Genomic DNA, 21,321 nt, shown 5'->3' on the forward strand with positions numbered 1-21,321 from the left:
TGTTTCATGTTAACGTTACGGGGAAGCACCATGAAAAAATTGTTGATTGCACTGGCCGGGGCAGCATGCCTCTTCACTCAGCTGCCGGCAAAGGCTGACCAGCTACAGGATATCGAGAAGCGCGGCACTATCCGTATTGCCGTACCGCAGGACTTCCCGCCGTTTGGCTCGGTGGGAACCGATCTGCAGCCGCAGGGGTACGACATCGATATGGCGCGCTATCTCGCTAAACAGATGAAGCTCAAGCTGCAGCTGGTGCCGGTGACCAGCGCCAACCGCGTGCCGTACCTGCAAACCGATAAGGTGGACCTGGTCATTTCCAGCCTCGGTAAAAACCCGGAGCGCGAGAAGGTGATCGACTTCAGCCGCGCCTACGCGCCGTTCTTCCTTGGCGTGTTTGGTCCAAAAGGGGCCGAGCTGAAGGACGCCGCCGCGCTGAGCGGAAAAACCATCGGCGTGACGCGCGGGGCGGTGGAGGACATGGTGCTGACTGGACTGGCGCCGAAAGACGCGGACGTGAAACGCTACGAAGACAATAACACCACGCTCTCCGCTTACCTGTCGGGGCAGGTGCAGTACGTGGCAACCGGTAACCTCGTGGTGGCGGCCATTTCGCGCCAGAACGCGGATAAAGCCCCGGTGCCGAGCTTTATGCTGAAAGATTCGCCGTGCTTTATTGGCCTGAAGAAAAACGAACCGGCCCTGAAGGCAAAAGTGGATGCGCTGATTGAGCAGGGCATCAAGGACGGCACGCTGAACGGCCTGTCTGAGCAATGGCTGAAGGCCCCGCTGCCGGCAAATCTTGGCGCCTGAGCCGATGACTGAGCAACTTGATTTCTCCGCGCTCTGGCCGCACTGGCCGGAGCTGCTGGCAGGGCTGTGGGTCACCGTTCAGCTGACGGTGATGGCGACCGTCGGCGGGCTGGCGATAGGGATTTTCGGGGCGGCGATCCGCAGCGGACGCACGACCTGGTTCAGCCGGATCTGGGGCGGCTACGTGGAGATCATCCGCAACACGCCGTTTGTGGTACAGCTGTTTTTCATTGTCTTCGGCCTGCCAAATCTTGGCCTGAAGATGACGGCGGGGGAAGCGGCGCTGCTGGCCATGGTGGTAAACCTGGGCGCCTACAGCACCGAGATTATCCGCGCGGGCATTCAGGTCACGCCGAAAGGGCAGTGGGAAGCCGGACGCGTGCTGGGGCTCACCCGCCTGCAGACCTTTATTCGCGTGGTGCTGCCGCCCGCGCTGCAGCGCATTTACCCGGCGCTGGTGAGCCAGTGCATCATCGTGATGCTCGGCTCGTCGGTGGTGTCGCAGGTCTCCTATGAAGAGCTGACCTTCGCCGCCAACCTGATCCAGTCCAGAACGTTTTTGAGCTTTGAGGTTTATCTGGTGACAACCGGGATTTACCTGGCGCTGTCGATAACTCTGCGCCAGCTGATGATGGCGGCAGGACGCAAATGGCTGGGGGTGCAGGCATGATGACCACCTTTACCGACTGGGACATTATTCGCAACCTGCTGCTGGCCGGACGCTGGACGGTGCTGCTGTCGCTGGTGGCGTTCGTCGGCGGGGCGGTGGTAACCCTGCCTCTCCTGCTGCTGCGCCTGACGGGCGGGCGCACGGTGACGCGCATTATCCGCGGCTATATTGAGCTGTTTCAGGGCACGCCGCTGCTGATGCAGCTGTTCCTGGCCTTCTTCGGCGTGGCGCTGTTCGGCATCGACGTCTCGCCGTGGACCGCCGCCTCGCTGGCGCTGACGTTTTACACCAGCGCGTTTCTGCTCGATATCTGGAACGGCTGCATTCGCGCTTTACCGAAGGGGCAGTGGGAAGCGTCGCGCTGCCTGGGGATGACCTTCGGCCAGACCCTGTTTCGCGTCGTCGCCCCGCAGGCGCTGCGCATCGGCATTGCGCCGACGGTCGGCTTTGCCGTGCAGGTGATCAAAGGCACCGCGCTGGCGTCGATTATCGGTTTTGTCGAGCTGACCAAGGCCGGAACCATGCTGACCAACGTGACCTATCAGCCGTTTAAGGTCTTTGCGCTGGTGGCGCTGGGCTACTTTATTCTGTGTTATCCGCTGTCGCGCTACAGCCGCTATCTGGAGACGAAATTCAATGCCTCTCATCACCATTAATCAGGTGCAGAAGTACTACGGCGATAACCACGTGCTCAAGGGCGTCGATCTGGATATCGACATGGGCCAGGTAATCTCCATTATCGGGCGCAGCGGATCGGGCAAAAGCACGCTGCTGCGCTGCATTAACGGTCTGGAAGGCTATCAGGACGGCAGCATCAAGCTGGGCGGCATGACCATTACCGACCGGGATTCCCAGGCGCGTGAAATCAGCCGCTCGGTGGGGATGGTGTTCCAGAGCTTCAACCTGTTCCCGCACATGACGGCGCTGGAAAACGTGATGCTCGCCCCGCGTCGGGTGCTGAAGAAAAGCGCCACCGAATGCCGCGAGCTGGCGCAGCGCATGCTGGAGAAGGTTGGCCTCGGCGATCGTCTGGATTACTACCCGTCGAGCCTCTCCGGCGGCCAGCAGCAGCGCGTGGCGATTGCCCGCGCGCTGGCGATGTCGCCGAAAGTATTGCTCTGCGATGAGATCACCTCCGCGCTCGACCCGGAGCTGGTGGGCGAAGTGCTCAAAGTTCTGGAGCAGCTGGCGGCCGAGGGGATGACGCTCATACTGGTTACCCATGAAATGAATTTTGCCCGCGAAGTGGGCGACCGCGTGGTGTTTATGCACCAGGGGAAAGTCTGGGAGCAGGGCGACAGCAAAACGCTGTTCGCCAACCCGCAGACCACGGAACTGAAGCAGTTCATCTCCTCCGTGCGCGGCCTCAACTGATAAGGACTTAACAATGGATATCGCACACTTTCCGCAAATCAACCCGCCGCAGCGCCTGCTGATGGGGCCGGGCCCGATCAACGCCGACCCGCGCGTGCTGCGCGCCATGTCGAGCCAGCTGATCGGGCAGTACGATCCGGCCATGACCCACTACATGAACGAGGTGATGGCGCTCTATCGCGGCGTATTCCGCACCGAAAACCGCTGGACGATGCTGGTGGACGGTACCTCCCGCGCGGGGATTGAAGCCATTCTGGTCTCCGCCATCCGCCCGGGAGATAAGGTGCTGGTGCCGGTCTTTGGCCGCTTTGGCCACCTGCTGTGCGAAATTGCCCGCCGCTGCCGCGCGGAGGTGCATACCATCGAGGTGCCGTGGGGCGAGGTGTTTACCCCGGACCAGGTCGAGGATGCGATTAAACGTATTCGTCCGCGCCTGCTGCTGACCGTGCAGGGCGACACCTCCACCACCATGCTGCAGCCGCTCGCCGAGCTGGGCGCGATCTGCCGCCGCTACGACGTGCTGTTTTACACCGATGCCACCGCGTCGCTGGGCGGTAACGCGCTGGAGACCGATGCCTGGGGGCTGGATGCCGTCTCGGCCGGGATGCAGAAATGCCTCGGCGGCCCGTCGGGCACCTCGCCGATCACCCTGAGCGCGCGCATGGAGGAGGCGATCCGCCGCCGCAAATGCGTTGAGGAAGGCATACGCACCGACGCCCACCGCGACGGCGACGAGGAGATGATCTACTCCAACTACTTCGATCTCGGCATGGTGATGGACTACTGGGGGCCGGAACGTCTTAACCACCACACCGAAGCCACCACCGCGCTGTTTGGCGCCCGCGAGTGCGCGCGTCTTATCCTGCAGGAAGGGCTGGATAACGGCATCGCTCGCCACAGGCTGCACGGCGATGCGCTCCTGAAGGGCATTCAGGCGATGGGGCTGGAGACCTTCGGCGACCTGAAGCACAAGATGAACAACGTGCTGGGCGTGGTGATCCCGCAGGGCATCAACGGTGACCAGGTGCGTAAGCTGATGCTGGAGGATTTCGGGATTGAAATCGGCACCTCGTTTGGCCCGCTGCACGGCAAAGTTTGGCGCATTGGCACCATGGGCTACAACGCACGCAAGGACTGCGTGATGACCACCCTGAGCGCGCTGGAGTCGGTGCTGAACTACCTGAAATTCTCCACCACGCAGGGGGCCGCCATGCAGGCCGCGTGGGACCACTATCGCCGCGAGACGCAGCAATGAGCCCGGCGGCAGAGCGGGTGATGGCGCGCGCCGACGCGCTGGCCGCCATCAGCGAAACCCCGGACGGCCTGACGCGGGTCTATCTCTCCACGCAGCATCTGCAGGCTAACCAGCTGGTCGGGGAGTGGATGCGCCAGGCTGGCATGACCGTCTGGCAGGACAGCGTGGGCAATATCTGTGGACGCTATGAAGGCCAGCAGGAGGGGGCGCAGGCGGTGCTGCTCGGCTCGCATCTCGATACCGTGCGCAATGCCGGGCGCTACGACGGCATGCTCGGCGTGCTTGCCGCCATTGAGGTGGTGGACAGCCTGCGCCAGCAGGGTGTGCATCTGGCGCAGGCCATCGAGATTGTCGGCTTTTGCGACGAAGAGGGGACCCGCTTCGGCATTACGCTGTTAGGCAGCCGGGGCATCACCGGCACCTGGCCGCAGGGCTGGCTGGAGAAAGCCGACGCCAGCGGAATCAGCGTGGCGCAGGCGATGACCCTGGTGGGGCTCGATCCTGCCCGCGTGTTGCATGCCGCGCGCCGTCAGGAGGATTTCAGCGCCTATCTGGAACTGCATATTGAGCAGGGGCCGTGCCTTGAGCAGGAGACGCTCGCCATGGGCGTGGTGCAAGCCATTAACGGCGCGCGTCGTCTGAACTGTCGCTTTACCGGCGAGGCCGGGCACGCGGGAACCGTGCCGATGCACCACCGCAGGGATGCGCTGGCCGCCGCCGCCGAGTGGATGGTCATCATCGAAAACGCTACCCGACAGCAGGGCGGAAACCTGGTGGCGACGGTTGGCGAGCTGCGCTGCCTGCCGGGGGCGGTGAACGTGATCCCCGGCGAGGTTCAGCTCTCGCTGGATATTCGCGGCCCGCAGGATGCGCCGCTGGATCGGTTGCTTAACGACCTGCTGGAGCATGCGCAGGCGATCGCATCGCGCCGCAATCTGGACTTCAGCGCCGAGGAGTTTTACCGCATTGCCGCCACGCCGTGCGATATCCACCTGCAAAACGTGCTGGAGGAGGCGGTCAAATCGGTACAGGGTCGCTCGCTATCGCTACCCAGCGGTGCGGGCCATGATGCGATTGCCATCGCGGAACGCTGGCCGGTCGGCATGCTGTTTGTGCGCTGCAAAGGGGGCGTCAGCCACCATCCGGCGGAATCGGTGATGGCTGAAGATGTCGCCCTGGCGATTGAGGCGTTTTCGCGAGCGGTGATCCAGCTGGCGGACCGCGTTACTCCAGCCCCAGCGTATATTGCGCGATCTTAAAGTAGATAATCAGCCCGGTACCGTCGATAAGCGTCGCAATAAACGGCGCGGAGACGACAGCCGGGTCAATGCCGCAGCGCTTGAGCACCATCGGAATGACGGACGACACAATCGCACTCCAGAGCGTAATGCACACCAGCGTCAGGCTGACGATGAGCGTAATCTCCAGCCCAATCCCCATCATCCAGGCGCGGATACACCCGGCGATACCGAGCGTGGCGGCAATCATCAGCGAGGTGGTCATCTCTTTACGTAGTACGCGGCCAACGTCGCGCAGACGCACTTCCCCCAGCGCCATGGCGCGCACCAGGGTGGAGGTGATCTGCGTCCCGCTGTTGCCGCCCGTGCCGATCAGCAGCGGAATAAAAAACGCCAGCGCGATGGCGGACTCCAGCGCCTCTTCGAAATGCTGGATCACCGAGCTGGTGTAGGCTTCTGCGACAAAAAGCAGCAGCAGCCAGACGGAGCGTTTCTTCCACAGGCTATACGGACTGGTATCCAGATAGGGCTTCTCCAGCGGTAGCGTCGCCCCCTGAAGCTGGGCGTCTTCAGTGACGTCATCTTCCAGCAAATGGGCGATTTCGCGCTCCGTCAGGCAGCCGACGAGCTTACCGTGGGTGACCACAGGCACCACATCCGCGCCGCCGTGCGCCAGCAGTCCGGCAACGTCGGCACGTTCATCCTCCGGTTTGACCTGCAAAAACTGCGAAATCATCAGCGATTTCACCGGCTGGACCGTGTCGGCGGTTTGCAGCAATTTACGCACGGCAATCATGCCCGCCAGGCGACCATTGTCTTCAATAAAAATATGAGACGGAATATCGTCGTCTTTTAATTTTTCGAAGAATTGCTCGCGCGCCAGCGCCACGCATAATGAAATATCAAGGACAATAAAATCGGTATTCATATATTGCGCAACAGCGCTGTCATTGAATGCCAGGTTTTGGTTGTGAATAGCGTAAGACATAGTGAATTCCCTTTGAATAATAACATCTCTCAGGGGCGAGCAAGACAGGGCATGTCGAAGAGGAGATCCCCACGTCCTGGGTTCAGCACTGTACACCGTATCCCGTGAGGGAAGTTATACTGACAAAGCCTTGATTCGACAGTGCCTGTTTTACCCTGTGCCGGTTCTCTCGAACCTACCAGAGCGATAACGTGTATTTGTACAGGAGCCTCGCCATAACGAGATCGTTGTAAAACGAGGGAAATAATACGCCTGTTTAAATTTACCGCTCAGGAAATTAAATAATGTTTAAGAACGGTTTAGATAAATATTATTAATAAAGCGTTGAGGGTTTATTTAGGTTTGTTCATTTTAAATGGAGGATTAAATAATTAACGGAGGAGAGAAAATGGCGTGGCTTGATAATCTGCTGAATCATTTTGCGCTGTATCCGGCACATCTTTTCGCGCTGTTATTTGTGATGGCGCTGAGTAAATCGACGGTGCTGATCTCCTCCGTGCTGCCGCCCGCGTCGGTGATGCTGCTGGCGGGCATTACCGTCAGCCAGGGGAGCATGCATCCTGCGTTGGCATGGCTGGCCGTAGTGATGGGGGCAACGGCGGGATCGGTGCTGAACTACCACTTAGGGCAGCTGATGGGGCACACCCGGCTGGTCGCGCGCTTTACGTCGAAGCATGCCGCTACGTTTTTGCGGGTACAGCATCAGCTGCAAAAGAACGGCGTTATCGCACTGTTTACGTCGCGCTTTCTGGCGGTGCTGCGTTACATCGTGCCGCTGGCGGCGGGTATGCTCAGGCTGAACGCAGTCAAGGTCTACCTCGTCAGCCTGCTTTCAGCCTGCGCGTGGGCGGCGCTGTATGTCGGCGCGGTCACCGGCATCAGCGCCTTTTGAATTACAGACTTCCCATTCCGCCGTCCACCAGCAGCTCGGTTCCCACCGTGTAGCTCGACTCGTCGGACGCCAGATAGAGCGCGGCTTTTGCCAGCTCCGCCGTTGAGCCCATTCTGCCGAGCGGCACCAGCTTGATGATTTCCGCCATCATCGCGTTAAGCGCCTCGTCGCTTAAGCCCGTTTTGGTAAACGCCGGGGTCTCCACCGGACCGGGGCTCAGGCCGTTGACGCGTATCCCGCGCGGCAGCAGTTCCGCCGAGAGCGTGCGCGCCAGCGACAGCAGGGCGGCCTTGCTCGCGGCATACACGCTGCTGGTGGGCAGGCCGATGCGCGCGCTCACGGAGCCGCAGAGGATCACCGACGACGGGTTATTCAGCAGCGGCAGCAGCGCCTGAATCAAAAAGAACGGTCCCTTCAGGTTGATGCCCATCAGGCGATCCCAGGTCTCTTCCCGCCACTCTTCCAGCGGCGCGTGCGTTACGTCGCCGGCGTTGAGGAACACCGCGTCCAGGCGCGGCCAGCGGGTGGCGAGGGTTTCCGCCAGCGCTTTTTGCGACGCGATATCGCCCGCATCGGTTGGGATCACCCAGGCCTTATCGCCAAGAATACGTTCTGCTTCGGCGAGGGTGTCCGGGTTACGCCCGGTCACGGCGACGCGCGCGCCTTCGGCGATAAACGCCTGCGCGGTGGCGAGGCCGATGCCGCTGGTGCCGCCGGTAATCAGCGTATATTTATCTGTTAAATGACCCATATTCTTCTCCTGAAATGTCACTGGAGAAAGCACTATAGAAACGTTAGTATCGAAAGGAAACCAGGTACCAAATGGATACTAAAGAGGCAAGAGGTGTGCTATGGCAGAAATGCTGGAGGTGTGCTGCGAAAAAAAATCTGAGGCGTATACCTGCCCGATGACGCAGTTTGTGAACCTGATTTCCGGTAAATGGGCGATCCCCATTCTCTATCGCCTGATTGTCTTTAATACGCCCGTACGCTTTGGCGATCTGCTGCGGGCGGCTGCCCCCATCACGCAGAAAGAGCTGACTAAGCAGCTGCGCCTGTTTGAGCAGCGCGGGCTGGTGACGCGGACGGTCTACCCGGAGATCCCGCCGCGCGTGGAGTATCAGATAACCGAGCTGGGGTTAACCCTGCAGGACGCACTCTCCCCGCTGGCCGCCTGGATGAGCGAGTACGGCGACCAGCTTGAGCGTTAGGCTACTGTTTTACGTAGCGCGGTGCCGGAATGCCGGTGCGCGCGCTGTTGAACAGCTCAAGGCGCGCCGCTTCGTAGCGATCCCACAGGCCAGCGTCATGCATCGGCGGGATGGTGATCGGTTCACCCTGATCCAGACCCGCCAGCGACGCATCCACCATATCGTCGGTGGTCATCACCGATCCTTCCGGCAGATCGTCCACCGTGACGCCTGAATGGCTCCAGATTTCAGTCGCCGTGGCGGCAGGCAGTACGGCCTGAATGCGCACGTTGCTGTCGGCAAATTCTTCCTGTAACCCACGTGTAAAGCTCAACACCCACGCCTTGGTGGCGCTGTAAAGCGCGCTGCCCGCCCGGACGTGCAGGGCCAGCACGGACGCGATATTGATCAGCGTGCCGCGATTGTTCTGCGCCAGGCGCGGCAGGATGGCGTAGGTCAGACGCATCAGCGCCGTGGTGTTCAGGGTATTGATGGCCTGATGCTGCGCCACCTCGCCCGCGAGGAACGGTGCCATCTGCGCGGTGCCCGCGTTGTTAACGAGCGTATCAATGGCGGTATTGCTGCGCAGCTCTTCTTCCACGGCGCGGATCCCGGCTTCATCGGTGAGATCGGCCACCAGAATATCGACGGCCACGCCATAGCGCGCGCGAAGGTCGGTGGCGAGGATTTTCAGGCGACCCTCGCGACGGGCGACCAGCACCAGGTTAGCGCCGCGCGCGGCAAGGCGGTCAGCATAGACGGCACCGATCCCGGAAGAGGCACCCGTAATCAGGGCGGTTGTGATTTGCGTAGTCATCTGTGTTACCTCAAAGCAAAGTGGGTTATTTGGTTTCAATATGAAACTGAATAAACTCTCTGCTATTTGGTTTTATAATGCAACCATATTTGCGAGCATTTTGTGCTTTTGCCGTCGGGAACGGTCAGGAGGGGAGTTTAGCCACGATCTCTTCAGGCGTCAGTTCGCGCCCGTCGTCGGCGATAAGCGCCAGTTTACGCAGAGGTTTGCGCTGTTCGGTATCGACCAGCACGGTGCCGCATTCGTTTTCCGCGAACAAAAACTCGTTGCCCCACTGGGAGAGGGCAACCAGCACCGTTTGCAGGGCGCGCCCTTTATCGGTCAGGACATACTCCTGCCAGGCGCTGCCGTCAGACGCGGGCTGAAGCCGGAGGATGCCCTCGTCGACCAGCAGCTTGAGCCGCGTAGTCAGCATATTTTTTGCGATACCGAGGCTTTTCTGGAACTCGCCGAAGCGTTTAATCCCGCGTAGCGCGTCGCGAACAATCAGCAGCGACCACCAGTCGCCTATAATATCCAGCGAACGGGCGACGGGGCAGGTGCTCTCTTCAAGGCGGGTACGTTTCACAGCGCATTCTCCGGTGGGGTGTGGTTTTATTATAAAACTAATCTGCACGCGTCGTAAGCATGTTAATCATCAGTTTGAGAAATGCTTCCCGGAAAATTGTCACGAATCTGTCACACTGAACGCGACATTTTAAAACGAGTGAGGAATTAGGGATGAGAAAAGCACTACTCGCGCTGGCAGTCGCCGGTTCCATTTCAGCAACGTTTGGCGTGCAGGCGCAAGAGACGCCGGAAGGGTATCAGCTGGAGCAAGTTTTAATCATGAGTCGCCATAACCTGCGCGCGCCGCTCGCTAATAACGGCAGCGTGCTGGAGCAGTCCACGCCGAAGCAGTGGCCGGAGTGGGAGGTGCCGGGCGGTCAGCTCACCACCAAAGGTGGCGTGCTGGAAGTCTATATGGGCCATTACATGCGCGAGTGGCTGGCGCAGCAGGGGATGGTGAAGACGGGAGAATGTCCAGCGGCGGATAGCGTTTATGCTTACGCCAACAGCCTGCAGCGTACCGTCGCCACCGCGCAGTTCTTCATTACCGGCGCGTTCCCGGGCTGCGATGTGCCCGTGCACCATCAGGAAAAAATGGGCACCATGGACCCGACGTTCAACCCGGTGATTATCGATAACTCGCCGGAATTCCGCGAAAAAGCGCTCAAGGCGATGGAGACCGAGCGGCAGAAAATGCAGCTTGGCGAAAGCTATAAGCTGCTTGAGCAGATGACTAACTACGCCGATTCGCCGTCCTGCAAAGAGAAAAAAGTCTGCTCTCTGGCGGACGCAAAAGATACCTTCAGCGCCGACTATGAAAAAGAGCCTGGCGTATCCGGGCCGCTGAAGGTGGGTAACTCGCTGGTGGACGCGTTTACGCTGCAGTATTACGAAGGCTTCCCGGCCGACCAGGTGGCCTGGGGAGAAATCAAAACCGACCAGCAGTGGCGCGTGCTGTCGAAGCTGAAGAACGGCTATCAGGACTCGCTGTTTACCTCAACCGAGGTGGCGCAAAACGTAGCGAAGCCGCTGGTGAAATATATCGATAAAACGCTGGTCACCGACCAGGCTAAAGCGCCTAAGATCACCCTGCTGGTGGGACATGACTCGAACATTGCTTCCCTGCTGACGGCCCTGGATTTCAAACCGTATCAGCTGCACGACCAGCAGGAACGCACCCCGATTGGCGGCAAGATTGTCTTTCAGCGCTGGCATGACAAAAATGCCAACCAGGAGTTGATGAAAATTGAGTATGTCTATCAGAGCTCAGAGCAGCTGCGCAACGCCAGCGTGCTGTCGCTGCAGTCGCCTGCACAGCGCGTGACGCTGGAGCTGAAAGGCTGCCCGGTAGATGCGAATGGCTTCTGTCCTGTCGACAAATTCAATGCGGTGATGAATAACGCGGCGAAGTAAAAGAGAACCCCCCGCTGCGGCGGGGGGAAACGCTTAGACGTTTTTACGTTCGATGGTTTGCTCGCCCCAGAAGAGCGAGTCTTTATCCGTTTTTTCGAAGGCGCGCACCAGCACCTCATCGTTACCTTCCTCCCAAATCTGCTCGGCCAGCTTTTCATCGTATTTAGCGACTTCAAAGATAGCTTCGGCAATCTCCGGAGAGGTGTTGCGTAAACTTGCCCATTCGCCCACGTGGTGAGCTTTGGATTCTTGAGTTGGCATGCTTGTCCTCCTGTTGGGTGTTAGCCGTTCAGTTTTTTGGCCAGACCCGCGACGTATTCACCCTGATAGCGGGCGATAGACAGTTCTTCATTGCTTGGCTGACGTGAGCCATCCCCACCGGCAATGGTGGTTGCGCCGTACGGCGTACCGCCACGCACCTGGGAAATGTCAAACAGCTCCTGCGCGCCGTAGCCAATCGGCACAATCACCATCCCGTGATGAGCAAGGGTAGTCCAGGTTGAGGTAATCGTCTGCTCCTGACCGCCGCCGGTGCCGGTAGAGCTGAACACGCTGGCGAGTTTGCCGTAGAGCGCCCCGGATGCCCAAAGCCCGCCGGTTTGATCGAGGAAGGTGCGCATCTGGCCTGACATGTTGCCGAAGCGGGTCGGGGTGCCGAAGATAATGGCATCATAATCCGCCAGCTCCTGCGGGGTGGCGACCGGGGCGTTTTGCGTTTTCCCCCCGGCTTTCATGAAGGCTTCCGCCTGCATGGTTTCCGGTACGCGTTTCACCACAACCTCAACGCCGTCAACCCTGTTTGCACCTTCTGCTACCGCGTGAGCCATGGTTTCAATGTGTCCATACATGGAATAATAGAGCACCAGAACTTTTGCCATTTTGCTTCACTCCTCGTTGGTTTCTCTGACAGCGGATCGCTGCGCTCTTTTAAAGATATGCCATCACGGCCAGACTGCAAAAATGAACGCCATTTATTTGATTTATAACAACATGAGTAGAAAAATGGCTTTGTAGCAAAATGATACAACTTTCCAGGCGCGGATTTTTAAAATGATAAGAATGGCTTATGCATCCACGCCGCGTCATCTCATCCGAAAGACTGAGATCATGTTGCAGGATATTACCTCTGGCTTGCCGGACAGCCTCAGTCCACTAAGCTTAGTTTCACGCGGCACAGATTGAGGCGTCGTCCTTGCGCCGCGAGGTGAAAGAATCCTCTTTTACTGAATGCAATATGATGTCTAATGTTTCACACTCTGGAGGTTAGAGATGGCAAACCATCGTGGTGGTTCAGGTAATTTCGCTGAAGACCGTGAAAGAGCATCAGAAGCAGGTCGTAAAGGTGGCCAGCACAGCGGGGGCAATTTTAAAAATGACCCTCAGCGCGCATCAGAAGCTGGTAAAAAAGGGGGGAAAAACAGCCACGGCAGCAGTAAGTAATACGCCGGGTTGAACCTCTGCCGCCGGGATCTCCCGGCGGTTTTTTTATTTCTGCAACATTGAACTGTAACCAAAGGCAACGCACACTACAGAATTGTTTTCTCTTTCTGGTGCCGCATGTCTGTCTCACGCTTCAAATTCTCCGTTAAACCGCAGGAAGCCATCCTCATTCTCATCACCATGTTCTGGGGCGGGACGTTTCTGGCCGTTCAGTACGCGGTGACCCTCAGCGATCCGTTCTTTTTTGTTGGCCTGCGCTTTGCGACGGCGGCGCTTGCCGTGGGGCTAATTTCGCTTAAAACGCTGAGGGGGCTGACGCTGAAAGAGCTTAAGGCCGGCGTGGCGATTGGGGTGGCGATAGCGATGGGCTACAGCCTCCAGACGTGGGGATTGCAGACCATCTCCAGCAGCAAATCCGCATTTATCACCGCCATGTATGTGCCCCTGGTGCCGCTGCTGCAGTGGCTCTGCCTGGGTCGGCTGCCGGGGATGATGTCCTGTATTGGCATCGTGCTGGCGTTTATCGGTCTGATTTTGCTGGCCGGGCCGGAAAATAACCTGCTGGCGCTGGGGCCGGGCGAAATTATTACCCTGATTGGGGCGATCGCCATTGCGGCGGAAATTATTCTGATTAGCGCCTGGGCGGGCAAGGTCGACGTCAAACGCGTAACGGTGGTGCAGCTCGCGACGGCGTCGCTGGTGGCCTTTGCGACGATGGTTCCGGCAGGGGAGTCCGTGCCGCAGATGTCCACCGGTCTGGTGGTAGTCGCACTGGGGCTGGGTATCTTCAGCGCCATTATCCAGGTCACCATGAACTGGGCGCAGCGCAGCGTGTCGCCGACGCGGGCAACGGTGATCTACACCGGTGAGCCGGTCTGGGCAGGCATTTTCGGGCGACTCGCCGGCGAGCGTTTGCCGCTGCTGGCCCTGGTGGGCGCGGCGTTTATTGTCGCCGGGGTGCTGGTGAGCGAGCTGAAGCTCAGAAAGCGTCGGAGCCCGGTGAGCGACATGACTGCTGAAGAAGGTTTAGATTGAAAAAATAGACGGGTTTATCTACGATGTGTACGGATAAATACCGTACACGGTGAAGTAAACCATGCCAGCACTGAAAAAACAGCGTATCGATCTTCGCTTAACGGACGAAGACAAAACAATGATTGAAGAAGCGGCAGCGATGACGAACCAAACGATCACCCAGTTTATGGTGAACAGTGCGTCAGAGCGGGCAGCGGAAGTTATCGAGCAGCACCGCCGTCTCGTATTAAACGAAGCATCATGGAATGCCGTGATGGATGCCATCGAGAATCCGCCAGAGCCAAATGAACGCCTGATGCGAGCGGCGAAACGTCTTCGAAACATGGAGTGAAGCGTCGTGGATAATCTCACGATCGAAATGTTTTCAGAGGGAAAAGACTATGATTTCAGGGACTTCGATTGTGGTGAACCCTCGCTAAATGTCTTCCTCACAGAACATCTGGTGCGTCAGCACAATGGGCGTATTTTACGAGGCTATTTGCTTAAAGATCGCGATGGTCCGCGAGTCCTGGGCTATTACACGTTGTCTGGTAGTTGCTTTGAAAAAGCGATGCTGCCTTCTAAGACTCAGCAGCGTCGGATCCCTTATAGCAACGTACCGAGCGTAACGCTGGGACGTCTGGCGATACATAAAGACTTACAGGGGCTGGAGTGGGGAACGACGCTCGTCACGCATGCCATGCGGGTTGTCTATCTGGCATCGCAGGCGGTGGGCGTACACGGAATATTTGTTGATGTACTCAACGACCAGGCAAAACAATTTTATCTGAAGCAGGGCTTTATTCCGCTGACGGATGAAAACAGCCATTCTCTTTTCTTTCCTACAAAATCTATCGAACGACTGTTTGAGCAGGCGTGATTGCCTGACATAAAGGTGTTCTTAGCGAACATAAAGGTCGGGTAAGGCATCGCCGTCACCCGACATTCAGATTTCACGACTCCTGACGCACCACCTCGCCCTGCGGCGCAGCGGCCATCCGGCGGCTCAGCAGGGCGTTAAGCAGGATCGCGCCGAAGGTTGCCGTGCCAATCCCGCCGATCGTAAACCCGCCCAGCGTCAGGGCAAAATCGCCCGCGCCCAGCACCAGCGTAACGGCCACCATAATCAGGTTGCCGTTCTGGCTGAGATCGACCCGATGCTGCACCCAGATCCGCGCGCCAGCCACGGCGATCAGCCCAAACACCACGATTGAGGCCCCGCCGATGACCGGTGACGGAATGGTGTGGATCAGCGCGCCGAACTTCGGCGAGAAGCCGAGCAGCATCGCCATTACCGCCGCCGCGACAAAGACCAGCGTCGAGTAGACTTTGGTTACCGCCATCACGCCGATGTTTTCGGCATAGGTGGTGACGCCGCTGCCGCCCACGGAACCGGAGAGCATGGTCGCCAGCCCGTCGCCGACGAAAGCGCGGCCCATGTACGGATCCATACTGCGCCCGGTCATCCCCGCGACCGCCTTCAGGTGGCCCAGGTTTTCCGCCACCAGGATAACGGCGACGGGGGCGATAAGCATCATCGCCTGGGTGTTAAAGGTGGGCGAGGTGATTTTCGGCAGGCCGAACCAGGCGGCCTGGTGCAGCAGGGTAAAATCAACCGGCTTGCCGAGACCAAAAACGTTTGCCAGCAGGGCATATACCAGACAGGCGACAATCAACCCGACCAGGATCAGCAGCCGCTGGATCATGCCTCGCGTAAACACCGCCACCAGGCCGATGCACAGCACGGTCACGACGGCCATCCAGCTTTCAAAGGGCGAGCCGGAGACGCTTTTCACCGCAATCGGCGCAAGGTTCAGGCCAATCGCCATCACCACCGCGCCGGTGACAACTGGAGGCATCATGCGTTCGATCCACCGCGTGCCGATCTTCATCACCACCAGACCTATCAGGGTATACACCAGACCGCAGGCGATGATGCCGCCGAGGGCCACGCTCAGGTTGGGGTTGATTCCCTGGCCGTTAAACCCGGTAGTGGCGATGACCACGCCGACAAAGGCGGCACTGGATCCCAGATAGCTGGGCAGGCGCCCGCCGGTGACAAAAAAGAACAGCAGGGTACCGATACCCGACATCAGAATAGAGAGGTTGGGATCGAGTCCCATCAGCATCGGCATCAATACCGTGGCGCCAAACATGGCGACCGCGTGCTGGACGCCCATCACCATCGTCTGCCCGAGCGGGAGTCGTTCATCCGGCGCGACCACGCCAGCTTCTGTGGAGGTCGATTTCAACTGCCAGTGGGGAAATCCGAACATGGTCTGTCTCCTTAAAGCGGGTTAACAGGCGGGTCGCATCAGCGCGTGGTAGCCGCGGTCAAACCACACCAGGCCTTGCGGCGCGGGGTGGCGAATAATCGAAACGATGTCGCAAAACAGAATGTCGTGCGTACCGACGCTCACCACCTGGCTGATCCGGCAGTCAAACGAGGCCAGCGCCTCCTCCAGGCGCGGACAGCCCGTGTCGCCCGTTTGCCAGCGGGCGGCGGCGAAGCGTTCTTCCATTGGCGTTTTGCCGCCAAAGAGGTTTGAGAGCGGTTCCTGTCCGGCGCTTAGGGTATTCACGCAAAGGGTGCGATTTTCGCTGAACGTCGGCCAGACGGACGCGCCGCGGTTCAGGCACACCAGCAGGGTGGGCGGTGAATCCGTGACGCTGCACACCGCGCTGGCGGTGAAGCCTGCCATCCCCGCCGGGCCGTCGGTGGTGATGATATTCACCGCCGCGCCAACGCAGGCCATGGCGTCGCGAAAGGTTTGCTTATCCGGTGTCGTCATGATCGCTCCTTACGCCAGCCCGCAGGCATCGTCGAAGGTCAGGCGCGGCAGGCGGCCGTAAAGTTTGCCCGGGTCGCCGTAGCCAATGTTGATCAGCAGGTTGCTTTTAAGCGTCGTGCCGGTGAAAAAAGCCTCGTCGACCTTTTGGCGGTCAAAGCCCGACATCGGGCCGGTATCCAGCCCCAGCGCGCGACAGGCGAAAATCATGTAGGCGGCCTGCAGCGAGCTGTTGCGAAAGGCGGTCTCTTCCGCCAGCGCGGGGCTTGCGGTAAACCAGCTTCGGGCATCGCCGTGCGGGAACAGCTCAGGCAGGCGCTCGTAGAATTCACCGTCCCAGGCGACAATCGCCGTGACCGGAGCGGTAAGCGTTTTCTCCAGGTTGCCGCTGGAGAGCGCCGGGCGCAGCTTCTCTTTTCCCTCAGCGCTTCGCACAAACACAATCCGCGCCGGGGAGCAGTTGGCGGAGGTTGGCCCCCATTTCATCAGGTCGTAGATTTCGCGCAGCGTCTCGTCGCTGACGGCAATATCCTGCCAGCCGTTATGGGTGCGGGCGCCGGTGAACAGCGTTTCCAGCGCGGCGGGGGTAATGGCTTCGCTCATTAAAGCTCCTTATAAAGCGGGTTCAGGGCTGTGCAGCAGGCTGGCCAGCCCGTTCAGCAGCAGGGTGTTAAAGGCGTCCGGCTCGGTGACGTTGCAGGCATGCCCGCCCTGGCGCATCACCGCGCTGTGGCTGTTCGGGATCGCAGCCTGCAGTTCAGACGAGCAGACAGAGGGCACCAGCATGTCGTCGGCGGAACAGATGATCTGTACCGGGCAGCGAATGCGCGCCGCATGGCGGCTGAAGTCGGCCTTTTTCAGGGCGCTGAGCCGGTGCAGCAGGTTGGCTTTTCCCTGAAAGTGGGCCAGCGCCAGCGCTTCTTCGGCCTCCAGGCGGGGAGCGCGAGCGGCCATCCAGTCTGCCGGGTAGAGAAACAGCGGCTGCGCCTCGACCCACGCCTGGGCGCCGCCGTAATGCAGCAGGCACTCGCGGATCTGAAAGCAGCGGCGGGTGTGGGCGTTGAGGGTCAGCCAGCCGTTGACGCACACCAGCGCGGTGAGGGCGTCGGGCCTGTCGAGAGCCAGCTGCAGGCCGACCAGCGCCCCCAGCGCGTGGCCGACGACGCAGTAGCGTGCAATACCGGCCTCAGCCAGCGCCTGGTCCAGTTCGTCCGCCATCTCTGCAAGGCTGTAGCCTTCCGGCAGGACGTCGGGGTTATTGCCCGTTCCGCGCTGGTCATAGCACACCACCTGATACTCCGGTTCCAGCGCGGCCAGCTGGGGCAGCCAGTAGCTGCCGCTGCCGCCGAGACCGGAAATAAGGACCACCACGGGGGCACCTTCGTACGGTGGCGGCGAGATGGAGAGTTTCATGGCCGCCTCACTTCGCGATGTGCGCAACGGTGGCGATCTCAACCAGCGCCTCCGGCTTCACCAGGCCGCACTGAATGCAGAACCGGGCCGGCTTATCGCCGGGGAAGAACTCCGCGTAGATTTCGTTAATCGCGGCGTAATTTTTCCAGTCGGTGATAAAGATGCTGTTGAAGGTCACGTCCTCCATCGTGCCACCCGCCGTTTCGATCACGGTTTTGATCGTCTCCAGCACGTGGCGGGTTTGCGCCTTTGGGTCGTTGATAAATACCACGTTGTTGTCTTTATCAAACGGCAGCGTGCCGGAGACATACACCACGCCGTCGGCAAGGGTGCCGGGGGCAAACGGGGCGATGGGCGTGCTGGTGCCCGGCGGGATGATTACGGATTTCGGCATCAGATGTCTCCTCAGGCGATACGGGCGAGCGGGGGATTCAGGGCGTCGCAGAACTCGGCGACGCTGCTGACCCAGCCAAAAAAGGTTTCGATATTGAACAGGGCCGCCTTCTGGGCGAATTCCGGCCCGGCCTGATGGGTCGCGTCTTCCAGCACCACGCCAAAATACTCGAGGAAAAAGCCGTCGCGCAGGGTCGACTCCACGCAGACGTTGGTGGCAATGCCGGTGAAGACCAGGTGGCGAATGCCCCGGCTGCGCAGCAGGCTGTCGAGCGGCGTGTTGAAAAAGCCGCTGTAGCGCGGTTTGGGCAGGACGATATCACCCGCCTGCGGGACCAGCTCATCCACCAGCTGATAATCCCAGCCGCCTTTCGCCAGCAGCTTGCCCTGCAGTTCGGGCCGTTTGCGCATGGTTTTCAGGGCGTTCGACTTGTGGAAGTTGGGCGAGCCGGGGCCACCGGCCTCGACGTACTGGTCATCCCAGCCGTTCTGGAACCAGATGATGAGCATGCTCGCAGCGCGCGCGGCGGCGACGGCGGTTTTTATGTTCGCGATCACCGGCTGCGTAGCGGAGACGTCGAAGCCCGCCAGGTCCAGATAGCCGCCCTGGCTGGCGTAGGCGTTTTGCATGTCCACCACGATCAGCGCGCTCTGCTGTGGCGCGAAGGTGATGGCTTCCGGGCGTGCGTTAAGGGTTGTCATTACGCCACCTCCTTCGTGACGGCAGGAACGTGGGCGCGGCACTGCATCAGCGGCTGGATGCGCTCGCCGAAGGTCTCCACGCCGGTGAGGAAGTCATCGAAGGTCAGCAGGACGCCTTCCGCACCGGGAACGGCCGCCACTTCGTCCAGCATCCTGGCGACGCTGGCGTACGAGCCGACCAGCGTGCCCATGTTGATATTGACGGCGGAGGTCGGGTCGGCCATCTGGCGCACGTTGGTGTCCGCCCCGGAGCGGGTATCCTTCTGGCTCTGCTCGGTAAGCCAGCTCAGGGCCTCCTCGTCGGCGCCGTCCTTATAGCGCTCCCATTTCGCGCGCGCGGCGTCGTCGGTTTCATCTGCTATCACCATGAACAGCACGTAGGAGCCCACGTCGCGCCCGGTTTTGTCGGCGGCCTCTTTCATGCGAGCGGCGGTCGGGGCGAAGGCGGCAGGCGTGTTAACGCCTTTACCGAAGCAGAAGTTAAAGTCGGCGTATTTGGCGGAGAATTCCATCCCCGCGTCGCTCTGTCCGGCGCAAATCACCTTCATCGGCACCGACGGCCGCGGGCTGACGCGGCAGTCGTTCATGGTGAAGAAGTCACCCTTAAAATCGCTTTTGCCGGTACCCCACAGATCGCGCAGAACCTGCACGTATTCGGTCAGGTAGTCGTAGCGACGCGAGAAGTAATCGTCACCCGGCCAGAGCCCCATCTGCTCGTACTCGGGTTTTTGCCAGCCGGTAACCAGGTTGACGCCAAAGCGTCCGCCGGAAATGGAGTCAATGGTGGAGGCCATGCGCGCAACGATCGCCGGGGGCAGGGTAAGCGTGGCGGCGGTGGCGTAGATCTGGATCCGCGAGGTGACTGCCGCCAGCCCAGCCATCAGGGTGAAGGACTCCAGGTTGTGATCCCAGAATTCGGTTTTGCCGCCAAAGCCGCGCAGCTTGATCATCGAAAGCGCAAAGTCGAAATGGTAGTGCTCCGCTTTCTGCACGATGGCTTTATTGAGCTCAAAGGTCGGCATGTATTGCGGTGCAGTGGTCGAGATAAGCCAGCCGTTGTTGCCGATGGGTACAAATACGCCAATTTTCATCACGAACCTCTCTTCATTACGTCGCAGGTGTAACGGTGATTTTGCAAAGGCAGTGCCAGTTTTGAAAATGGCAGTGTTATTAATGTGTTAATCAAGAGTTGATGGATTGATGCAGCTAAATGTGGACTAACTGGTCAAAAACATTGCACAGAAAACAGGCATTCATGCGCGATCGGAGTGCAGGATGTCGTGGTGAGACGGGGGTTTTGCTATGCTGAGGGCAACGCAGAATAAGGAGAGCGGGAATGACACAAGGCGCAGTGAAAACACCAGGTAAACGTTCGCAGGCGGTGAGCGCCAAGAAGCAGGCGATCCTCAGCGCGGCGCTGGAGACATTTTCGCAGTTTGGTATTCACGGCACGCGCCTGGAGCAGGTGGCGGAGCAGTCCGGGGTATCCAAAACCAATCTGCTCTACTATTACCCGTCGAAAGAGGCGCTGTATGTTGCGGTGATGCAGCAGATCCTCGATATCTGGCTGGCGCCGCTGAAAGCGTTCCGCGAAGAGCTGGCCCCGCTGGTGGCGATCAGGGAGTACATTCGCCTGAAGCTGGAGGTGTCGCGCGATTACCCGCAGGCATCACGGCTGTTTTGTCTTGAGATGCTGCAGGGCGCTCCGCTGTTGCAGGCGGAGCTGACCGGAGATTTGAAACAGCTGGTGGACGACAAGTCGGCCATTATCGCCGGATGGGTTGCCAGCGGAAAGCTGGCCCCGGTCGATCCGCATCATCTGATCTTTATGATTTGGGCCTCCACCCAGCATTACGCTGACTTTGCGGCCCAGGTCGAGGCGGTGACCGGAAAAACGCTCCAGGACGAAGCGTTTTTCCACAGCACCCTGGAAAACGTGCAGCGGATGATTATTGAAGGGATCCGCCTACGTTAGTTTGCCGGCGGGAGAGGGCAGCTTAAGTCGCCCTCTTCACACTGCATCAGCGAGGCCAGAAACGCTTCGCGCTCCACGGTTTTTTCAGCCAGGCACTGGTTAACAATCATTGGCTGAACGCTCCCGCCTTCCGTACCCGAACCGATAAACGCGCAGTCCGCATCGCGCAGGGTAATCCACGCCTGCTGCGCTTTTTTCAGCAGATCTCGCTGAGGGGCTGCCGCACGCTTAACGGCCGCCTGGTACGTCTGGTTGAGCTTTTTATCGGCAGCCTGGTACTGCTGCGCGCTACAGGTATTCAGTTCAAGCTGGGTGGTCGCTTTGTCGCACTCGTCGGCCAGCGCGCTGGCGCTCAGCAGCAGCGCTGCACTGGCGATAAGATATCGTTTCATATAT

28 protein-coding genes and 1 riboswitch are annotated in these 21,321 nt (G+C 59.5%); of the genes, 14 read left to right on the plus strand and 14 right to left on the minus strand.

The features are described 5' to 3' along the window. Positions 1-30: 30 nt before the first annotated feature. Genes PUP35_RS07675 through hpxK form a run of 6 tightly spaced genes read left to right on the plus strand, consistent with a single transcriptional unit; the run spans position 31 to position 5,371 of the window. Positions 31-813, plus strand: coding sequence for a transporter substrate-binding domain-containing protein (locus PUP35_RS07675; protein ID WP_023311064.1), 783 nt, complete (start codon positions 31-33; stop codon positions 811-813). A gap of 4 nt (positions 814-817) precedes the next feature. Continuing rightward, the gene (locus PUP35_RS07680) at positions 818-1,483 is read left to right on the plus strand and encodes an amino acid ABC transporter permease (protein ID WP_111964571.1); all 666 of its coding nucleotides are present in this window, start codon (positions 818-820) and stop codon (positions 1,481-1,483) included. After that, complete coding sequence (locus tag PUP35_RS07685) at positions 1,483-2,139, plus strand: amino acid ABC transporter permease (protein WP_274243242.1); 657 nt, start codon at positions 1,483-1,485, stop codon at positions 2,137-2,139. Before PUP35_RS07680 ends, PUP35_RS07685 begins: the two co-directional genes overlap by 1 nt. Next, positions 2,120-2,857 (plus strand): amino acid ABC transporter ATP-binding protein, encoded by a 738-nt coding sequence (locus PUP35_RS07690; protein WP_115874685.1) that lies wholly within the window; start codon positions 2,120-2,122, stop codon positions 2,855-2,857. Before PUP35_RS07685 ends, PUP35_RS07690 begins: the two co-directional genes overlap by 20 nt. Positions 2,858-2,870: 13 nt before the next feature. Then, a complete protein-coding gene (locus PUP35_RS07695; protein ID WP_274242518.1) occupies positions 2,871-4,112 on the plus strand; it encodes a pyridoxal-phosphate-dependent aminotransferase family protein in 1,242 nt (413 codons plus the stop codon). Next, positions 4,109-5,371 (plus strand): allantoate amidohydrolase, encoded by a 1,263-nt coding sequence (gene hpxK, locus PUP35_RS07700; RefSeq protein WP_274242520.1) that lies wholly within the window; start codon positions 4,109-4,111, stop codon positions 5,369-5,371. The genes PUP35_RS07695 and hpxK overlap by 4 nt, the downstream gene beginning before the upstream one ends. Here the strand turns inward: hpxK and PUP35_RS07705 are convergent. Continuing rightward, complete coding sequence (locus tag PUP35_RS07705) at positions 5,337-6,338, minus strand: magnesium transporter (RefSeq protein WP_111964506.1); 1,002 nt, start codon at positions 6,336-6,338, stop codon at positions 5,337-5,339. The genes hpxK and PUP35_RS07705 overlap by 35 nt on opposite strands. Before the next feature lie 60 nt (positions 6,339-6,398). Continuing rightward, positions 6,399-6,568, minus strand: a riboswitch (M-box (ykoK) riboswitch). Positions 6,569-6,726: 158 nt separating this feature from the next. On the opposite strand from PUP35_RS07705, the gene PUP35_RS07710 reads away from it, so the two are divergent. Next, complete coding sequence (locus PUP35_RS07710; protein ID WP_115874689.1) at positions 6,727-7,230, plus strand: DedA family protein; 504 nt, start codon at positions 6,727-6,729, stop codon at positions 7,228-7,230. Between the two features lies 1 nt (position 7,231). On the opposite strand, the gene PUP35_RS07715 is transcribed toward PUP35_RS07710, so the two are convergent. Next, on the minus strand, positions 7,232-7,981 hold the full coding sequence (locus PUP35_RS07715) for an SDR family oxidoreductase (RefSeq protein ID WP_274242523.1): 750 nt from the start codon (positions 7,979-7,981) through the stop codon (positions 7,232-7,234). A 100-nt stretch (positions 7,982-8,081) separates the two neighbouring features. Here PUP35_RS07715 and PUP35_RS07720 point away from each other — a divergent pair, with 100 nt between their 5' ends. Further along, positions 8,082-8,441 carry a winged helix-turn-helix transcriptional regulator gene (locus PUP35_RS07720; RefSeq protein ID WP_023335206.1) on the plus strand — a complete coding sequence of 120 codons (360 nt, stop codon included), beginning with the start codon at positions 8,082-8,084 and terminating at the stop codon, positions 8,439-8,441. A gap of 1 nt (position 8,442) precedes the next feature. Here PUP35_RS07720 and PUP35_RS07725 read toward each other — a convergent pair whose 3' ends face one another. Together PUP35_RS07725 and PUP35_RS07730 are read right to left on the minus strand one after the other, a co-directional pair. Then, on the minus strand, positions 8,443-9,237 hold the full coding sequence (locus tag PUP35_RS07725) for an SDR family NAD(P)-dependent oxidoreductase (protein ID WP_274242526.1): 795 nt from the start codon (positions 9,235-9,237) through the stop codon (positions 8,443-8,445). 124 nt (positions 9,238-9,361) lie between these two features. Then, complete coding sequence (locus tag PUP35_RS07730; protein WP_111964502.1) at positions 9,362-9,805, minus strand: winged helix-turn-helix transcriptional regulator; 444 nt, start codon at positions 9,803-9,805, stop codon at positions 9,362-9,364. A 152-nt stretch (positions 9,806-9,957) separates the two neighbouring features. On the opposite strand from PUP35_RS07730, the gene agp reads away from it, so the two are divergent. Beyond that, positions 9,958-11,199 carry a bifunctional glucose-1-phosphatase/inositol phosphatase gene (gene agp, locus PUP35_RS07735; RefSeq protein WP_274242528.1) on the plus strand — a complete coding sequence of 414 codons (1,242 nt, stop codon included), beginning with the start codon at positions 9,958-9,960 and terminating at the stop codon, positions 11,197-11,199. Between the two features lie 33 nt (positions 11,200-11,232). Here the strand turns inward: agp and PUP35_RS07740 are convergent, their stop codons facing one another. Both PUP35_RS07740 and wrbA read right to left on the minus strand, forming a co-directional pair. Beyond that, positions 11,233-11,460 (minus strand): YccJ family protein, encoded by a 228-nt coding sequence (locus PUP35_RS07740; protein WP_008499832.1) that lies wholly within the window; start codon positions 11,458-11,460, stop codon positions 11,233-11,235. A gap of 20 nt (positions 11,461-11,480) precedes the next feature. Then, on the minus strand, positions 11,481-12,077 hold the full coding sequence (gene wrbA, locus PUP35_RS07745; RefSeq protein ID WP_274242531.1) for an NAD(P)H:quinone oxidoreductase: 597 nt from the start codon (positions 12,075-12,077) through the stop codon (positions 11,481-11,483). A 391-nt stretch (positions 12,078-12,468) separates the two neighbouring features. Here wrbA and PUP35_RS07750 point away from each other — a divergent pair, with 391 nt between their 5' ends. The 4 genes from PUP35_RS07750 (at position 12,469) to PUP35_RS07765 (ending at position 14,533) form a co-directional block, all read left to right on the plus strand. Further along, positions 12,469-12,639 carry a general stress protein gene (locus PUP35_RS07750; RefSeq protein WP_023311077.1) on the plus strand — a complete coding sequence of 57 codons (171 nt, stop codon included), beginning with the start codon at positions 12,469-12,471 and terminating at the stop codon, positions 12,637-12,639. Positions 12,640-12,756: 117 nt separating this feature from the next. Further along, the gene (locus PUP35_RS07755; protein ID WP_115874694.1) at positions 12,757-13,674 is read left to right on the plus strand and encodes a DMT family transporter; all 918 of its coding nucleotides are present in this window, start codon (positions 12,757-12,759) and stop codon (positions 13,672-13,674) included. Positions 13,675-13,735: 61 nt separating this feature from the next. Beyond that, positions 13,736-14,005: a type II toxin-antitoxin system TacA family antitoxin gene (locus tag PUP35_RS07760; protein ID WP_115874695.1), complete on the plus strand. Its 270-nt coding sequence runs from the start codon at positions 13,736-13,738 to the stop codon at positions 14,003-14,005. Between the two features lie 6 nt (positions 14,006-14,011). Then, positions 14,012-14,533, plus strand: a complete 522-nt coding sequence (locus tag PUP35_RS07765) for a GNAT family N-acetyltransferase (protein WP_274242535.1) — start codon at positions 14,012-14,014, stop codon at positions 14,531-14,533. A gap of 73 nt (positions 14,534-14,606) precedes the next feature. Here PUP35_RS07765 and rutG read toward each other — a convergent pair whose 3' ends face one another. Genes rutG through rutA form a run of 7 tightly spaced genes read right to left on the minus strand, consistent with a single transcriptional unit; the run spans position 14,607 to position 20,041 of the window. Beyond that, positions 14,607-15,929 (minus strand): pyrimidine utilization transport protein G, encoded by a 1,323-nt coding sequence (gene rutG / locus PUP35_RS07770; protein WP_274242537.1) that lies wholly within the window; start codon positions 15,927-15,929, stop codon positions 14,607-14,609. A 21-nt stretch (positions 15,930-15,950) separates the two neighbouring features. Then, positions 15,951-16,445, minus strand: coding sequence for an NADH-dependent FMN reductase RutF (gene rutF / locus PUP35_RS07775; RefSeq protein WP_111964498.1), 495 nt, complete (start codon positions 16,443-16,445; stop codon positions 15,951-15,953). Positions 16,446-16,454: 9 nt separating this feature from the next. Further along, entirely contained in the window at positions 16,455-17,045 is a 591-nt protein-coding gene (locus PUP35_RS07780; RefSeq protein ID WP_111964497.1) for a malonic semialdehyde reductase, read from the minus strand. Between the two features lie 9 nt (positions 17,046-17,054). Then, entirely contained in the window at positions 17,055-17,855 is an 801-nt protein-coding gene (rutD, locus tag PUP35_RS07785) for a pyrimidine utilization protein D (protein ID WP_274242542.1), read from the minus strand. 7 nt (positions 17,856-17,862) lie between these two features. Then, entirely contained in the window at positions 17,863-18,249 is a 387-nt protein-coding gene (gene rutC, locus PUP35_RS07790; RefSeq protein ID WP_274242544.1) for a pyrimidine utilization protein C, read from the minus strand. A gap of 11 nt (positions 18,250-18,260) precedes the next feature. After that, complete coding sequence (rutB, locus tag PUP35_RS07795; protein WP_274242545.1) at positions 18,261-18,950, minus strand: pyrimidine utilization protein B; 690 nt, start codon at positions 18,948-18,950, stop codon at positions 18,261-18,263. Then, on the minus strand, positions 18,950-20,041 hold the full coding sequence (gene rutA, locus PUP35_RS07800; RefSeq protein WP_274242548.1) for a pyrimidine utilization protein A: 1,092 nt from the start codon (positions 20,039-20,041) through the stop codon (positions 18,950-18,952). Before rutA ends, rutB begins: the two co-directional genes overlap by 1 nt. Before the next feature lie 245 nt (positions 20,042-20,286). Between rutA and rutR the strand changes: the two genes are divergently transcribed. Next, a complete protein-coding gene (rutR, locus tag PUP35_RS07805; RefSeq protein WP_025912986.1) occupies positions 20,287-20,925 on the plus strand; it encodes an HTH-type transcriptional regulator RutR in 639 nt (212 codons plus the stop codon). Here the strand turns inward: rutR and PUP35_RS07810 are convergent. Further along, positions 20,922-21,317, minus strand: coding sequence for a lysozyme inhibitor LprI family protein (locus tag PUP35_RS07810; RefSeq protein ID WP_115874700.1), 396 nt, complete (start codon positions 21,315-21,317; stop codon positions 20,922-20,924). The two genes, rutR and PUP35_RS07810, sit on opposite strands and share 4 nt — an antisense overlap. Between the last annotated feature and the right edge of the window lie 4 nt (positions 21,318-21,321).

Source organism: Enterobacter sp. S-33 (assembly GCF_028735835.1).
GTDB lineage: Bacteria > Pseudomonadota > Gammaproteobacteria > Enterobacterales > Enterobacteriaceae > Enterobacter > Enterobacter vonholyi.